This window comes from Bibersteinia trehalosi (assembly GCF_004346205.1).
Lineage (GTDB): Bacteria > Pseudomonadota > Gammaproteobacteria > Enterobacterales > Pasteurellaceae > Bibersteinia > Bibersteinia trehalosi.
Genome location: NZ_SMAM01000004.1, coordinates 1 through 16,780, shown reverse-complemented (window position 1 = coordinate 16,780; position 16,780 = coordinate 1). Strand labels below are relative to the sequence as shown.

Annotated in this window: 12 protein-coding genes and 1 rRNA gene; 9 read left to right on the top strand and 4 right to left on the bottom strand. The window is 43.5% G+C overall.

What is annotated here, in order from left to right; translation table 11 throughout:
- Positions 1-111: 111 nt before the first annotated feature.
- From EDC51_RS10995 to putP, 3 genes are all read right to left on the bottom strand, one after another.
- Positions 112-1,125 carry a transferrin-binding protein-like solute binding protein gene (locus tag EDC51_RS10995; protein WP_131928313.1) on the bottom strand — a complete coding sequence of 338 codons (1,014 nt, stop codon included), beginning with the start codon at positions 1,123-1,125 and terminating at the stop codon, positions 112-114.
- A 227-nt stretch (positions 1,126-1,352) separates the two neighbouring features.
- Complete coding sequence (gene putA / locus EDC51_RS04770) at positions 1,353-4,949, bottom strand: bifunctional proline dehydrogenase/L-glutamate gamma-semialdehyde dehydrogenase PutA (RefSeq protein ID WP_131928312.1); 3,597 nt, start codon at positions 4,947-4,949, stop codon at positions 1,353-1,355.
- A 181-nt stretch (positions 4,950-5,130) separates the two neighbouring features.
- A complete protein-coding gene (putP, locus tag EDC51_RS04765; protein WP_025288731.1) occupies positions 5,131-6,639 on the bottom strand; it encodes a sodium/proline symporter PutP in 1,509 nt (502 codons plus the stop codon).
- Positions 6,640-6,863: 224 nt separating this feature from the next.
- Here putP and lldD point away from each other — a divergent pair, with 224 nt between their 5' ends.
- From lldD to rbsA, 4 genes are all read left to right on the top strand, one after another.
- Positions 6,864-8,009 carry an FMN-dependent L-lactate dehydrogenase LldD gene (gene lldD, locus EDC51_RS04760; RefSeq protein WP_015431499.1) on the top strand — a complete coding sequence of 382 codons (1,146 nt, stop codon included), beginning with the start codon at positions 6,864-6,866 and terminating at the stop codon, positions 8,007-8,009.
- 125 nt (positions 8,010-8,134) lie between these two features.
- Positions 8,135-9,124, top strand: coding sequence for a substrate-binding domain-containing protein (locus EDC51_RS04755; protein WP_131928311.1), 990 nt, complete (start codon positions 8,135-8,137; stop codon positions 9,122-9,124).
- A gap of 121 nt (positions 9,125-9,245) precedes the next feature.
- Positions 9,246-9,665 carry a D-ribose pyranase gene (gene rbsD, locus EDC51_RS04750; RefSeq protein WP_015431501.1) on the top strand — a complete coding sequence of 140 codons (420 nt, stop codon included), beginning with the start codon at positions 9,246-9,248 and terminating at the stop codon, positions 9,663-9,665.
- A 9-nt stretch (positions 9,666-9,674) separates the two neighbouring features.
- Positions 9,675-11,156 carry a ribose ABC transporter ATP-binding protein RbsA gene (gene rbsA / locus EDC51_RS04745; protein WP_131928310.1) on the top strand — a complete coding sequence of 494 codons (1,482 nt, stop codon included), beginning with the start codon at positions 9,675-9,677 and terminating at the stop codon, positions 11,154-11,156.
- A gap of 62 nt (positions 11,157-11,218) precedes the next feature.
- On the opposite strand, the gene EDC51_RS04740 is transcribed toward rbsA, so the two are convergent.
- Positions 11,219-11,548 carry a DMT family transporter gene (locus EDC51_RS04740; protein WP_015431503.1) on the bottom strand — a complete coding sequence of 110 codons (330 nt, stop codon included), beginning with the start codon at positions 11,546-11,548 and terminating at the stop codon, positions 11,219-11,221.
- A gap of 129 nt (positions 11,549-11,677) precedes the next feature.
- Here EDC51_RS04740 and rbsC point away from each other — a divergent pair, with 129 nt between their 5' ends.
- From rbsC to EDC51_RS04715, 5 genes are all read left to right on the top strand, one after another.
- Complete coding sequence (gene rbsC / locus EDC51_RS04735; protein WP_015431504.1) at positions 11,678-12,634, top strand: ribose ABC transporter permease; 957 nt, start codon at positions 11,678-11,680, stop codon at positions 12,632-12,634.
- An 85-nt stretch (positions 12,635-12,719) separates the two neighbouring features.
- Positions 12,720-13,592 (top strand): ribose ABC transporter substrate-binding protein RbsB, encoded by an 873-nt coding sequence (gene rbsB / locus EDC51_RS04730; RefSeq protein WP_025267497.1) that lies wholly within the window; start codon positions 12,720-12,722, stop codon positions 13,590-13,592.
- An 87-nt stretch (positions 13,593-13,679) separates the two neighbouring features.
- On the top strand, positions 13,680-14,603 hold the full coding sequence (rbsK, locus tag EDC51_RS04725; protein ID WP_131928309.1) for a ribokinase: 924 nt from the start codon (positions 13,680-13,682) through the stop codon (positions 14,601-14,603).
- A gap of 109 nt (positions 14,604-14,712) precedes the next feature.
- Entirely contained in the window at positions 14,713-16,206 is a 1,494-nt protein-coding gene (locus tag EDC51_RS04720) for a PTS transporter subunit EIIC (RefSeq protein ID WP_015431507.1), read from the top strand.
- Positions 16,207-16,594: 388 nt separating this feature from the next.
- A 16S ribosomal RNA gene (locus EDC51_RS04715) occupies positions 16,595-16,780 on the top strand; the annotation flags it as partial.

Here is a 16,780-nt window from a genome sequence, read left to right as displayed (position 1 = left end):
AGCACAATCTGCGGCATTACTGGTGAGTGCTCGTAAGCAAGCGGGTTAAAATCGGAAATTTTCTGCAAAAATAGGGGCGAAATAATCATTTGCCCCTATTTTATTTACGCGTTATTTTGTTTGCTTGGCTTGGAATACGCCGATAGCATTTTGTTGTTTAAGACTTTGCTCTGTACGCGTATAATCACCGATTAATTCTTCTGCATTTTTTCCAAAGAAGCCACCTTGTACACTAACCCCGTTTGAGCTACCTGTGAAGGTATTATTGGTAATGCTTGCCTTAATCGCAACAGGTATGAAATCGTTATCCGTAGCAGCGCTTACGGTGCCTGTTAAGGTTTTTTGATTAAAGTCTGCGACAAATTCTGCAGAACCTTCCACCAAGGAGTCAATCCCTCCAGTATTATCTTTAGCATAAATATTGAGGCTATGTCCTTTATAGCTTACAGCGCCTTCCGTTGGCATTGTTTTTGTAATATTAGTGCCAGATGTAAGTAAATATTGGTTGGTTAAATCAGTTTGTTTTACAAAGCTAATCAGGGTGTTTTCACCTTTTCGAACGACTAATTGACGGTTTGCATCTTGAATATTGATATTGTTGCTTTGAATACCTGGTTGAGACAGAGGGATACTCTTTCCTTCAATATCGAGGCTTTGTATAAGTTGGCTGTTTTGTGAAGTTAACGATGCAAATTTAATCTTATCTTCTATTGGGATAATAAATCCGCCTCCTACACTTGGAAAGTTTTTGGTGTAGGGGGTTTCTTCTTGTGGCAGAGGATCATTGGTTGCCGGTTTTGGCGCTTCTACCGGTTTTTCTGGTTCAATAGTCGTGGTTGGCTCGGCTGGTTTTGCTGGTTCAGCTGGTGTGGTTGGCTCGGCTGGTTTTGCTGGCTCGGCTGGTTTTGCTGGTTCAGTCGGTGTGGTTGGCTCTGCTGGTTTTGCTGGTTCAGTTGGTGTGGCTGATTCTGTCGGTTTTGCCGGCTCAGTTGGCGCCGTTATTTCCGTAGATTTGTCAGTTGTGCTTGCTTGATTATTGCTTGGAGAAGATGAACCGCCTCCGCTACTACAAGCCGCTAAACCGAGCGAAATTAAAATAGCGAGTGCAACATTTGTTCTTTTCATAAGAAACCTCGTTTAAAGTAGGATGAGCTAAGTTGAGTTAAAAGATGCAAAATGATCTTTAACTGGTTAAAAACCACAATAATTGTATGCACTTTTTAGTATGATATTCAAGCTAATTTTAATGATAATGAAATACTGAGTATGGGATTCGTTCTTTTGTTTGGTAGAAAAAGGCTCTAGTTGAGACTAGAGCCTTTGTGGAACGAGCGTATACAGTGTTATTCTACTTAATCCATCTCACTCATCAAACTGGCATTGCCCCCTGCGGCGGCGGTGTTGATGCTGATCGCTTTTTCGTGAACAAGCGGCAACAGTGAGAGCGCTAAATCCAGTCCTTCGAGGTAAGTCAAAATCGCCCCTTTGCGTTCGGCGTGATGTAATTTCTCATCAGCGGAAAGTGGGTCAAGCACAATTAGGCTACTGAGCTGATTTAAACTATTGAAGTCGTTCACCACTTGCAATTTCTCGCTGAAAACAGCGGCGTGTTTCGCCAGCTCGCTCGATTTTTCAACTACCGCTTGGCTTCCTACGGTCACAATTGCAATCAAGGCTTGTACCTGCGAGACCAAATCGCCTTTGCCAATCGCAATCTGCGGACGAGCCACAAACGTCATCTCGTTTTTCTCGCCGGTAATGCCCTGCATTGGGTAGGTTTTGCCGAGCGGGGAGAGACGGGCGAGGCTTTGGGCAAGATCTAATGCGGTTTGCTGTTCAACGCCGTTCAGTACCTTGCGAATTGCAGAATTTAAGTCAAAATCGACCGCTTGCGTACTGCCCTGCAAGCCGTTTAGCGTCCATTCTTGGCGGTTTACCAAGCGTTGCAGGTAAAGCGGGCCGCCGGCTTTCGGACCGGTTCCTGACAAGCCCATTCCGCCGAACGGTTGTACGCCCACCACAGCACCAACGGTGTTGCGATTGACATAGAGGTTGCCGGCGTGGACAGATTTCAGCCATAACTCAACGGTTTCATCAATCCGGCTGTGTAAACCACTGGTTAAGCCAAAGCCGGTGGAGTTGATGTCCTTGATCACCTGTGGCAGTTTGTTGGCATCGAAACGGATAACGTGTAATACCGGCCCGAACACTTCGTGTTTAAGTTGGCTGATGTGATCGATTTCCAGCACGGTCGGCGGCACAAAAATGCCATTTTCGGCAATTTCAGGTGAGATCGCCACTTGATAGCAACTTTTCGCCGATTTTTTGAGATTTTCGATATGATCGAGCAAGCGTTGTTGTGCCACTTTGTCGATTACCGGCCCGATATCAGTCGTGAGCTGCTGCGGACGCCCCACTTTCAGCTCCGCCATTGCCCCTTTGAGCATCGTGAGAATATGGTCGGCAACGTCCCGTTGCAGATATAGTACCCGCAAGGCAGAACAGCGCTGACCGGCAGAGTCGAACGCCGAGTTCAGCACGTCTGCCACGACTTGCTCGCCGAGTGCCGAGCTATCAACAATCATTGCATTCTGTCCACCGGTTTCAGCAACAAGCGGAATAATTCGCTTATTTTTCTGCAAATTACGGTTAATGCTCTTCGCCGTGTCGGTTGAACCGGTGAAAATCACGCCGTTTACACGGCTATCCGCCACCAATGCCGAACCGATCACTTTTCCGCTTCCCGGCAAGCATTGCAACGCCGCAGTCGGCACACCTGCTTGGTGGAATAAATTCACTGCATAGTGCGCCATTAGCGAGGTCTGTTCCGCCGGTTTTGCCAGCACCACATTGCCTGCCACCAATGCAGATGACACTTCGCCCACGAAAATCGCCAACGGGAAGTTCCACGGGCTGATTGCTACCACAATGCCACGAGGATTTTTATACGCATCGATGTTGTTGCGTACCTCTTTGGCATAATAACGGCAGAAATCAACCGCTTCCCGCACTTCGGCAATCGCATTGTTCAACGTTTTACCTGCCTCACGCACTGCCAAATCAAACAGTTGTGGCATATTGGCTTCCATTAAGTCTGCCATTTTTTCAAGGCTCTCGGCACGCACCGCAGGGGAAGTATTCGCCCATTCACTTTGGAACGCCGCCGCACTTTCAAACGCCTGTTCCATATCGTTTTCGGTGGCATCAATCACTTCGCCGACTAATTCAGCTTGGTTCGCTGGATTGTAAATTTTTCGGCTTTCTTGACCGCTTGTATTATCATTTGCCAGCTGTGGTTCAGCACGGTAATGCTGTTTGGTAAGTTCATTGAGGGCATTTTCTAAATTTTGTAGGCTTACTGCATCAGTTAAATCATAGCCTTTGGAATTAACACGATTGTCGTCAAATAAATCGACTGGCAATGGAATTTTCGGGTGCATAGTGCCATTGGTCAGTTCTGCTTTTTGAACAGGGTCTTGGGCGAGATCGTTCACACTTAAATTTTCATCGACAATTTGACTGACGAACGAGCTGTTCGCCCCGTTTTCCAGCAGACGGCGCACCAAGTAAGCAAGTAGAGTTTGATAAGTGCCGACAGGGGCATAAATGCGGCACTGCACATTGAGATTATCACTGCCGACCACTTGGTCATACAAGCTTTCGCCCATTCCGTGCAGACATTGGAATTCAAAGCGTTTGCCCTGCGCTAAGTGATAAATAGTGGCGAGGGTTTGGGCGTTATGGGTGGCAAATTGCGGATAGATCACATCTTGCGCCGCCAACAGTTTTTTGGCACAAACGATGTAGTTCAAATCGGTATGCACCTTACGGGAGAAGACCGGATAGCCCTCTGCACCATCGGTTTGGGCACGTTTTATTTCTGTGTCCCAATACGCCCCTTTTACCAAGCGAATCATCAACTGGCGGTTGTGTTTACGGGCGGTCTCAATTAAATGCTCAATCACATACGGGCAACGTTTTTGGTACGCCTGCACCACAAAACCAATGCCGTTGAACCCTGCCAGATCAGGGTCGGCAAGCAGTCTGTCCATCAAATCAAGCGACAATTCGAGACGGTCGGCTTCTTCGGCATCAATGTTCAAGCCGATATCATACTTTTTCGCCAGCAAGAACAGTTCTTTCAGACGTGGATAGAGTTCGTCCATCACACGTTGGTGTTGGGAAAGGGAATAACGAGGGTGAATGGCGGAGAGTTTGACCGACACGCCCGAGGATTTATACACGCCCAAGCCTTTCGAGGTGGCACCCACAGCGTGAATGGAAGCAACATAGTCGTTGTAATAACGTTTGGCATCTTCGGCGGTGAATGCTGCTTCGCCCAGCATATCGTAACTGTAACGATAACCCATTGCGAAGCGTTTTTCGCCGTTTTTAATCGCCTGTTGAATGGTTTCGCCAGTCACAAATTGCTTACCGAGCATACGCATTGCCACGTCCACGCCTTTTCGGATCAATGGCTCACCGCCTTTGGCAATCAGGCGTGAAAGGGCAGACGAGAGCGAGCTTTCGCTATGGGTTGAAACCAGTTTACCGGTAATCACTAAGCCCCACGCTGCGGCATTCACAAACAGTGACGGGCTGTTGCCGGTGTGTGAATGCCAGTCACCTTTGGCGATTTTATCTCGGATTAGCTTATCCGCCGTGGCAGTATCAGGAATACGCAACAACGCCTCGGCAAGGCACATTAACGCCACCCCTTCTTGGCTGGAAAGCGAAAATTCGTGCATTAACGCATCGACCCCGCTCGCTTTCTGGCGTGCAGTACGAACTTTGCCAACCAGTTGAGTGGTCAGCTGTTTAATGCTGTCGGCGTGCTCATCGCAACGAGCCTGTTCCAGCAGGTTTTGCACAAGGGTTTGCTCATCAAAGCGGTAATGACGGCTCAGTTCGGGGCGGATAGTGGTGTTAGGTAAAAGTTGGTATGACATTGTTTTTTCCTTTTGTGTGCAAGCGGGCGGATTTGCAGATTTTTTTGCAAAAGAGACCGGTTGTGTAGATTATTTATTGGATGCGTTCCTCTTTTTGCTAAAGAAGAGGGCGCTAAAAATTGATATTTATCATTCTATTCAACATAAAAAAACAGCCACCCCACAGGGTAGCCGTTTAATTTTATTTGCTCATTTCAACATCATAAGCTTTATCTGCTTTTTCGAATGTTGCTACAATCTCTGAGCGAGGTGCTGGAGTAATGAGAGAAACCACAATAATGGCGACCATCGCTAAGATAAAGCCAGGAATCATTTCATAGATACCACTATTGGGTACGACATCATTCCAAAATACGACAACCAGTGCGCCAGTTAGCATACCAGCGAGAGCACCTGCGCTATTCATGCGTTTCCAAAATAACGAGAGAATTACAACTGGGCCAAAAGCACAACCGAAACCTGCCCATGCATAAGAGACTAGACCGAGCACTTTACTGTTTGGATCTTGCGCCAGCACAATTGCCAATACGGCGATAGCTAACACCATTAAACGCCCTAGCCAAACGAGTTCTTTTTGGCTTGCATTTGGACGGATAAAGCCTTTATAAAAATCTTCAGTAATTGCGCTAGAGCAGATTAATAGTTGGCAACTGAGTGTGCTCATGACTGCAGCTAAAATAGCAGAAAGTAGTACGCCTGCTACCCATGGGTTAAACAGTAATTTAGAAAGTTCAATAAATACTTGCTCGTGGTTTTTATTCACGATCTCTGAAAGTTCAGGATGTGCAAAGAAGTAAGCTTGCCCGAAGAACCCAATTCCTACTGCACCAAATAGACAAACAACCATCCATACCATTGAGATTCGGCGAGCGTTTGGAATTGATTTTACGCTGTCAGCGGCCATAAAGCGTGCCAGAATGTGGGGCTGACCAAAATAGCCTAGTCCCCATGCGGAAAGACTGAGTAAGCCGATAAAGGTTGTGCCAGTGAAAATATCCGTGAAGTCTTTATTCACTGCTGCACCGGCTTGTACGATAACAGCGTGAGTTTCTTCTACACCGCCAAGTTGGATGAGAACAAAAATAGGGGTAAGAAACAGAGCGAATAGCATTAGGGTTGCTTGAATGGTGTCTGTCCAACTTACCGCAAGGAAACCACCAATAAAGGTATAGATAATAGTGGCAAGTGCGCCGTACCAAAGCGCTGTTGCATATGGCACATTAAATAAATTTTCGAATAAACGTGCACCAGCTACCACCCCAGAAGCACAATAGATGGCAAAGAAAAATAGAATGATTGTCGCAGAAGCGATTTTTAGCACTTTAGTTTTATCACCAAAACGGTGGTGGAAATAGTCGGGGAGGGTAAGCGCATTGGCATTGAATTCAGTATGTACCCGTAAACGTCCCGCTACAAATAGCCAGTTTAGATAAGCGCCAATGGTCAAACCGATCGCAATCCAGCCTTCCACTAGCCCTGCAGCATATATCGCTCCTGGTAAGCCCATCAATAACCAGCCGGACATATCTGATGCACCCGCTGATAAGCCGGTTACAAATGCGCCTAAGCGCCGCCCGCCAAGAATGTAGTCAGAAAGGTTATTGGTAAAGCGGTAGGCAATAAAACCAATGGCGATCATTCCGATAATATAAATAAGGAATGTCGTCGTTGTAGGATCAAAACCGAACATAGGTTCTCCTTAGATGAAATAAAATAAAAGGGGAGATTATAAGCAAAAAACTTTTAAAAGACTAACGAGATGCAACATGCAATGAAATTATCATAAAATAACCAAAATGCAACATTTTTTTAACAAGTTAATAGAAATGGCAATAATTATTATTTGTAAAATAGAGACATTAGTATAAAATGTAAATTCTCTTAACTTACTTATAACAAATATAGAGGTTTCTTATGATCATTGCTTCAGCCAAAGATTATCAACGTGCGGCACAACGCCGTGTTCCCCCATTTATGTTCCACTATGCTGATGGTGGTTCTTATGCTGAGCAGACTTTGCGTCGTAATGTAAGCGACTTGGAGGATATCGCTTTACGTCAGCGGGTGCTAAAAGATATGTCACAGCTAGATACTAGCATTGAATTATTTGGCGAACGTTTATCTATGCCGGTTACGCTTGCTCCTGTAGGGGCATTAGGTATGTATGCTCGTCGTGGTGAAGTGCAAGCTGCTAAAGCAGCGGATAACAAGGGCATTCCTTTTACGCTTTCTACAGTATCTATTTGTCCGATTGAGGAGGTAGCACCTGCTATTAAGCGCCCAATGTGGTTTCAGCTTTATGTTTTAAAAGATCGTGGTTTTATGAAACATGCTTTGGAAAGAGCTAAAGCCGCGGGGTGCTCCACATTAGTATTTACGGTAGATATGCCAACTCCCGGCGCACGTTATCGTGATATGCATTCTGGTATGAGTGGTCCATACAAAGATATTCGTCGTGTGTTACAGGCAATGGTTCATCCATTTTGGGCATGGGATGTCGGTATTCAGGGTAAACCACATACGCTGGGAAATGTATCAAAATATATGGGGAAACCTGTTGATTTGAATAATTATATTGGTTGGCTAACTGATAACTTTGACCCTTCTATTTCATGGAAAGATTTAGAGTGGATTCGTGAATTTTGGGATGGTCCTATGGTGATTAAGGGTATTCTTGATCCTGAAGATGCTAAAGATGCGGTACGTTTTGGTGCAGACGGTATTATTGTTTCCAATCACGGTGGTCGTCAATTAGATGGCGTGCTCTCTTCTGCCAAAGCGTTGCCAAGTATTGCTGATGCAGTAAAAGGCGAGATTAAAATTCTGGCAGACTCTGGTATTCGCAATGGCTTAGACGTGGTGAGAATGCTAGCGCTTGGCGCAGATTGCACCATGATTGGGCGCTCGTTTGTTTATGCGCTTAGTGCCGCGGGGCAAGCAGGGGTTGAAAATGTGCTAGATATTTTCTTAAAAGAGATGAAAGTAGCCATGACCCTTACCAGCAACGCCAAAATTAGCGATATTACTCGTGATGCATTAGTTGATCTAACCAAAATTTAATTTGATCAATAAATCCTAGCAAGCGCTGGATTTTGCTCTTTTTTTTGCAAAATCCGGCGCTTGTGTTTTTTGAAAAAAGGTTGAAAATACTCACGATTTATTAAGCTGCCCACAAGGGGAATTGTATGGCAACAATGAAAGATATTGCACGGATAGCGAAAGTCTCGCTTTCAACGGTTTCGCATGTGGTAAATGGATCACGCTTTGTGAGCCCAGAAATCACAGAGCGAGTACAACAGGTGATCCGAGAATTGGATTATCAGCCTTCATTGTTGGCGCGTAGTCTTAAAATCAAAGAAACTAATACAATTGGTATGATTGTCACTGCAAGTAATAACCCTTTCTTTGCTGAGGTTGTACGCCATGTAGAGCGTTATTGCGAGCGGCATGATTATCACCTGATTTTAGTGAATTCCGATAATCAGTCTTGCAATTTGGCTCGTCATTTAGCACGCTTGCTGCGTAAGCAAGTCGATGGTTTACTACTAATGTGTGCCGAACCGCAAGATTTTGAACCAGAACTGTTTGCTAAAGTGAGTTTACCCATTGTGGTGATCGATTGGTGGCAACAGCCGTTAAATGCCGATATTATTCACGAAAATTCAGAATTTGGTGGTTATCTCGCAACAAAAGCACTGATTGAGGCGGGGTATCGTGATATTGCAGTGATCACGGGTGAACTTTCTAAGCCGCTTGCATTCAACCGTTTGCAAGGTTACAAGCGGGCAATTTTAGAGCAAAATCTGCAAATTCATCCAGAGTGGATTATCGAAAGCCATTTCCACTACGATGGCGGTGTTGATGCTATGCGCAAATTGCTTGCTTTAGCTCATCGTCCCCGTGCGGTATTTGCAACCAGTGACAGTATTGCTATTGGGGCATATCAAGCAATTTGGCAGGCAGGATTACGCATACCACAAGATATTGCTATTATTGGCTATGATAATATTGAGCTTGCTCAATATCTTGCTCCTCCTCTTTCTAGCATTCACCAACCTAAAGCCCGCTTAGCAAAAGCAGCGGTAGAGCGGTTGATTGCTCGTATTCAAGAACCCAATCAAGCGCTTCAAATAGTGCAATTAGAGCCTGAACTCGTTCAGCGAATGTCGTTTTAATTATTTTGTGAGCAGGATCACATTTTTGCACTCTTTCCTTTGCTTTTCTCTCTTTTCTTTTCCATAATCTTGTTATCGAAACGTTTCGATGTTTGTTTCCTAAACAGATCGGGAGAACAAAATGAAGAAAACGACTATTTTAAATGCTCAACTTTCCCACACGATTGCCACTCTTGGGCATACCGATGGATTAACTATTTGTGATGCTGGTTTGCCTATCCCTCGAGAGCAAGTGCGCATCGATCTTGCCTTAACGGCGGGCGTGCCGAGTTTTCTTGCAACTTTGCAAGCCGTATTATCAGAAATGTTTGTAGAACGAGTCGTGCTCGCAGATGAAATCAAAAATGCGAATCCATTAATTGAAAAACAACTGCTTGCTATCATGGCGCAACTTGAGTGCCAGCAGGGAAATGCAATTCAAATTGACTACCTTCCCCACTCACAATTTAAACAACAGAGCAATCAAGCCAAAGCTGTGGTGCGCACGGGGGAATGCTCGCCTTATGCTAATATCATTCTCTATTCAGGTGTGCCGTTTTAAGGAGGGGAAATGGAAACCTTACTGAAAATTAGCGGTATAGATAAAGCCTTTCCTGGTGTACAAGCTTTGAAAAATGCTTGTTTGAATGTTTATGCGGGATGTGTCATGGCATTGATGGGGGAAAATGGAGCAGGTAAATCTACTTTGATGAAAATTCTGACGGGGATTTACAGCCGTGATACAGGCACAATTGAATATTTGGGTAAGGCGGTGAATTTTGCTAATCCCAAATCCTCACAAGAAGCGGGCTTGAGTATTATTCACCAAGAGTTGAATATTCTGGGTAATCTTTCAATCGCTGAAAATATCTTTTTAGGCCGCGAGCCAACCTTCCCATGGGGAGGAATCAATTTTGGCAAAATGTATGCTGAATCTGACCGCTTGTTGGCACGGCTTGGAGTGAGTCATTCTAGTAAGAAATCGGCTAGTGAACTTTCCATTGGTGAGCGGCAGATGGTAGAAATTGCTAAAGCATTAAGTTTTGAATCTCGCGTCATTGTGATGGATGAGCCAACCGATGCATTAACCGATACCGAAACAGAAGCCCTGTTTAACGTTATCCGTGAACTCAAAGCCGAAGGGCGTGGCATTGTCTATATTTCTCACCGTTTGAAAGAGATTTTCCAAATTTGCGATGATGTTACGGTGCTGCGTGATGGCCAATTTATTGGCGAAAGTGCCGTGGCAGATTTAAGCGAAGAACGCTTGATTGAAATGATGGTTGGGCGCAAGTTGGACGAGCAGTATCCCCATATTGAAACACCACAGGGTGAGATTCGTTTGGCGGTTGAGAATCTTTCAGGGAGTGGAGTGGAGCGGGTGAGTTTTTATCTGCGTAGTGGTGAAATCCTTGGTGTTTCTGGCTTGATGGGAGCAGGGCGTACGGAATTAATGAAAGTGTTGTACGGTGCATTGCCTAAAAGCGGTGGTATCGTGCGTTTAAATGGGCAGGAAATTCATAATCATACTCCGCAAGATGGATTGGATAACGGTATTGTCTATATTTCCGAAGATCGTAAAGGTGATGGGCTGATTTTGGGTATGTCTGTGAAAGAGAATATGTCCCTTACTGCGTTAGCTCATCTTTCTGAACATGGAAGAATTAACCATGCTAAAGAGTTGATGACGGTACATGATTTCATCGATCTATTTAATATCAAAACACCGAGTCCAGATAAAGTCATTGGTGAGTTATCGGGTGGGAATCAACAAAAAGTGGCAATTGCTAAAGGGTTGATGACTCGTCCTAATGTGTTGATTTTAGATGAACCTACTCGTGGCGTGGATGTGGGCGCGAAAAAAGAGATTTATCAGCTTATCAATCAGTTTAAATCAGAAGGGTTGAGTATTTTGCTGGTATCAAGCGATATGCCCGAAGTGCTGGGAATGTCAGACCGAATTTTAGTCATGCGTGAAGGTAAAATTTCTGCTGAATTCGACCGCTTGCAAGCAACGCAAGAGAAGATTTTAGCTGCGGCAATTGGGCATTGAAGTCACTTTTCTTTGCTACGGTATAACACAAAGAAAAGTAACCAAAAGAAGAATGAGGATATTTACGCCTCTGCTTTTGAAAACAAATTAATGACTAATACACCACCTAAAATCATTGCCATGCCGATAAAGCCGGCGAGGTCGGGTTTTTGCCCAAAAAGGAAATAGGCGACGAGGGCGGTAAGCACAATGCCACAACCGGCCCATACGGCGTAAACAATCCCAACGGGTAATGTTTTGGTGATGATGGAGAGTAGATAAAGTGATGCCGCAAAGCAAAGTAATACTGCGAGGGTTGGTAACGGTTTAGTAAAACCGTTGCTATATTTGACAGAGTTTGTGCCAATCACTTCAATGACAATGGCACAGCCGAGTAAAAACCAAGGGTTCATAATGAGTCCTACATTAAAAATTGAGATTATAAAGGGTTTTGCCGATTTCTGCACAAGCGGTGGAAAAAACGGTGTTTTTGCAAAATAAAGCGGAAAATAAACCGCTTGTACAACTAAAAAGGATGCGCGATGAACAATTTTAGCCTAAAAAAATTCTTAATTGAGCAACGTTCTATTATTGCGTTGCTTGCCCTAATTGTGGTGGTGTCTTTTTTAAATCCAAACTTTTTTACCACTGATAATTTGCTGAATATTCTGCGTCAAACCTCGGTGAATGCCATTATTGCGATTGGTATGACATTTGTTATTTTGATTGCAGGAATCGATCTTTCTGTTGGCTCTGTGCTTGCTTTAGCAGGTGCAGTCGCTGCAACTATGATCGGTATGGATATATCGATTTACTTGGTTATCCCTGCGGTACTTATTTTTGGTGGTTTACTTGGTACATTGAACGGGGCTTTGGTTGCTTTTGGTAAGGTACAGGCATTTATGGCAACGCTGATCACAATGTTAATGTTGCGTGGTGTCACGATGATTTATATGGAAGGCCGCCCGATTAGTACGGGGTTTTCTGATAATGCTGATGCTTTTGCCGAAATTGGTACAGGTGTGTTACTTGGCGTGCCAGTGCCTGTGTGGTTAATGTTTATTCTATTCGGTATGGCATGGTATATCCTTACTCAGACTCGTATTGGGCGTTATATCTATGCACTCGGTGGTAATGAAGCTGCAACAGCCCTTTCCGGCATTAACGTTAATAAGGTGAAATTATTTGTGTTTGCAGTTAGTGGAGTGCTTGCTGCACTAGCAGGGTTGATTGTGACCTCCAGATTGGGCTCTGCCCAACCTACTGCTGGCTCAGGCTATGAATTAGATGCTATTGCTGCAGTTGTTGTTGGTGGAACTAGTTTGATGGGCGGTAAAGGACGAATTTTTGGCACGTTAATTGGGGCGTTGATTATCGGTTTTCTGAGTAATGCACTTAACTTGTTAGATATTGATTCATACTATCAATTGGTGGCTAAAGCATTAGTTATTTTGGCGGCCGTCATTTTAGATAACTTTATTGGTCGGAAAAAAGTTTAAATTGTAAGAGGTGTACGCTTGCGTTCGCTATCTTGAATTTTATGGTTGCCAGCGTGGCGACCCCACATTAATAGGAGAACTTTCTATGAAAAAACTCACAACTTTAGCAATGGCACTTGGCTTAGCAATTAGTGGCTCTGCATTGGCACAAGATACCTTAGCGTTGGCAGTTTCTACGCTGGATAATCCGTTCTTCGTTACCTTAAAAGAAGGGGCTGAGAAAAAAGCGCAAGAGTTAGGTTACAGATTAGTCGTGTTAGATTCCCAAAATGACCCAGCAAAAGAACTTGCTAATGTGGAAGATTTAACCGTACGTGGCGCAAAAGTGCTGTTAGTCAATCCAACAGATTCTGATGCCGTTGGCAATGCAGTGGCAATTGCGAATAAGAAAAACATTCCTGTGATTACGCTTGATCGTGGTGCAAATAAAGGCGTTGTTGTCAGCCATATTGCTTCTGATAATGTGGCTGGTGGAAAAATGGCGGGTGATTTTATTGCGGATAAGGTTGGAAAAAATGCCAAAGTGATTCAATTGGAAGGCATTGCTGGTACTTCAGCCGCTCGTGAACGTGGCGAAGGTTTCAAACAATCTGTAGAAGCAAACAATTTTGAAGTGCTTGCTAGCCAACCGGCGGATTTTGACCGCACTAAAGGACTAAATGTAATGGAAAACTTATTGGCCAGCCACGGTTCGGCAAAAGCAGTTTTTGCGCAAAATGATGAGATGGCATTAGGTGCATTACGTGCTATTAAGGCGGCGAAAAAAGAGATTATCGTGGTTGGTTTTGATGGTACTGATGATGCAGTGAAAGCTGTTGAAGGTGGATATTTGGCAGCAACGATTGCACAACAACCAGAAAAAATAGGTGAATTAGGCGTAGAAACCGCAGACAAGCTGTTAAAAGGCGAAAAGGTTGAAGCACAAATTCCTGTACCGTTAAAAGTTATTAGCAAATAAATTTATCATTGTAGGGGCGAATTATATTCGCCCTAAATGGTTCATCAGGGCGAATGTAATTCGCCCCTACATTCAGTGGGGTAAACAATGAAAACTCTCTGCGTTCTCGGTAGTATCAATGTTGATCACGTTATTCGCGTTCCCTATTTTCCTAAATCAGGTGAAACATTAGCAGGGCATGGCTATCAAATTGCCTATGGCGGAAAAGGCGCAAATCAAGCAGTGGCAGCAGCTAGGCTAGGTGCAAAAGTAAAATTTATCGGTGCAATTGGCGATGATGCGATTGGGCAAACAATGAAATCCGCTTTTGAGCAAGATGGTATTGATACTCAGGCGATTGAAGTGATCCCTAATCAATCAACGGGCTTGGCGATGATTCAAGTTTCTGACGGGGGGGAGAATTCTATTGTTATTTCAGCAGGGGCGAATGCAAATTTAAGCACAGATAGAGTGGCACAACAACGCACAGCGATCGAGCTTGCAGATATACTCTTAATGCAATTGGAAAGCCCGTTACAAGCGGTTGAATTTGCAGCAAAAATTGCAAAAAAAGCAGGAACAATGGTGGTATTAAATCCCGCGCCAGCGCAAGCATTATCAGATGAGCTGTTGGCGTGTGTGGATATTATTACGCCAAATGAAACTGAAGCAGAGATTTTAACTGGAGTGAAGGTGGAAAATGCGCAAACAGCAGCGCAGGCTTCAGCAGTCTTTCATCAAAAGGGCATTACGACTGTTTTGATTACCTTGGGCGCAAAAGGCGTTTATTTAAGCGAACAAGGCAGAGGCGGTGAAATCATTCGCGGTTTTCATGTGCAAGCCATAGATACCACTGCGGCGGGGGATACTTTTAATGGTGGGTTTGTTACGGCATTATTAGAAGGTAAAACACTTTCACAAGCCATTCGTTTTGCTCATGCAGCGGCAGCAATATCTGTTACTCGACTGGGTGCACAAACGGCTATTCCATATAGATCAGAAACATTAACTTTTCTTTCTCAACATATTTGATTAAATGGTTATTTCGCCACAATATTTTTATAAAGATGTGAGTTTTCTCACATCTTTGCTTTTTTATTTACGCTATGATTTAGTGATTTAGTCACTCGGGAGAGGCATTATGTTTAAACAACTTCAACAGATCGGTAAAGCATTTATGTTACCGATAGCGATATTACCAGCAGCAGGTTTGCTCTTAGGTATTGGGGGAGCTTTATCGAATAAAGCCACAGTTCAAGCGTATCCAATATTAGATAATCCAACTTTGCAAGGCGTTTTTCAGATTATGTCAGCAGCAGGGAGTGTGGTGTTTGCCAATTTAGCCTTATTGCTCTGTATTGGGTTAGGAATTGGATTAGCGAAGCGGGATAAAGGTGTGGCAGCATTAGCAGCTGTAGTTGGCTATTTAATTATGACTGGCACGATTACTGCGTTAATCCCTATTTTTTCTCCTGAAACTCAAGGTATTGATACTGGGGTGATTGGGGCGTTAGTGATGGGATTGATTACAGTTAAACTACATAATCAATATCACAATATTCAACTACCTCAAATTTTGGGATTCTTTGGCGGATCTCGTTTTGTACCAATTGTTACGGCATTTGCAGCTATTTTTGTTGGAGCAATGTTTTTCCTTATTTGGCCTACTTTCCAAAACTGGTTAGTGGCGGCGGGGCAAAGCATTGCTGAAATGGGCGAAATAGGTACCTTTTTCTATGGTTTCTTAATGCGATTAAGTGGTGCTGTTGGATTGCATCATATGATCTATCCACTGTTTTGGTACACTGAATTGGGAGGCATAGAAATGGTAAACGGTGAAGCCATTGTTGGTGCACAGAAAATTTTCTTTGCTCAGCTTGCTGATCCAAATCATCAAGGATTATTTACTGAAGGAACACGTTTCTTTGCTGGGAGATTTGATACTATGATGTTTGGTTTGCCGGCGGCTTGTTTGGCAATGTATCACGCAGTCCCCAAAGCTCGCCGTAAGTTGATAGGCGGTCTATTCTTAGGCGCTGCACTCACTTCTTTTATTACAGGGATCACAGAACCCATTGAATTTATGTTCCTGTTTGTTGCTCCTTGGCTTTATATCTTCCATGCCTTCTTAGACGGCGTATCATTCTATATTGCTGATTTATTAAATATTTCTATTGGTAATACGTTTTCTGGTGGTTTTATTGATTTCTTGTTGTTTGGTATTTTACAAGGTAATGAAAACACGAATTGGGTTCGAGTGATTATTGTAGGATTGCCTTGGGCTGCATTATATTATTTCTCTTTCTTATTTCTTATTAAGAAATTTAATGTGATGACTCCAGGACGTGCAGAAGATAACGAGGAAGCTGTAAAACAGCAACATAGCTCTTTAACTGAACAGGCTCATCAAATTATCTTAGCATTGGGATCTGCAAATAATATTGAAAATGTAGATGCTTGCATCACACGGCTACGAGTGGCTGTGAAAGAGGTGAAATCTGTAGATAAAACCATGCTGAGAAAGTTAGGTGCGATTGATGTTCTGGAAGTTGGTGGTGGAGTGCAAGCCGTTTTTGGGGCAAAAGCCGTATTGTATAAAAGTGAGATTAATCAAATTCTGGGTAAAGATGATTAAAATTAAATGACACAACAACGCAATAGGCGTGTTTTTGTGAAAAATTAACCGCTTATAGTCGTTAATTTCAGCACGATGAAGAAAAGTTCGCCAGGCGGTCATTTTTTTTAGATTTTTGCAAAAAAGCGCTTGCAAAGGATTTTGAAATCTCTATAATGCACGCCATCGCAACGACGCACTGTTGCAAAGATAAATTTTCCAGTGCGTCGTTCTTTTTTGTTCTTTAACAATATATCAGACAATCTGTGTGGGCACTTGTTGATTGATTAGTTAAAAATATTTTTTAATTTTGAAGTCTTAATAGGTGCTTAAACTAGAAATTCATTACTTCTATTTAATAGAAATAAAGCGATTTATAGCTAGCAGTTATTGAGCGATTAAACTTTTTGAATTGAAGAGTTTGATCATGGCTCAGATTGAACGCTGGCGGCAGGCTTAACACATGCAAGTCGAACGGTAGCAGGAGAAAGCTTGCTTTCTTGCTGACGAGTGGCGGACGGGTGAGTAATGCTTGGGAATCTGGCTTATGGAGGGGGATAACTACTGGAAACGGTAGCTAATACCGCGTAATATC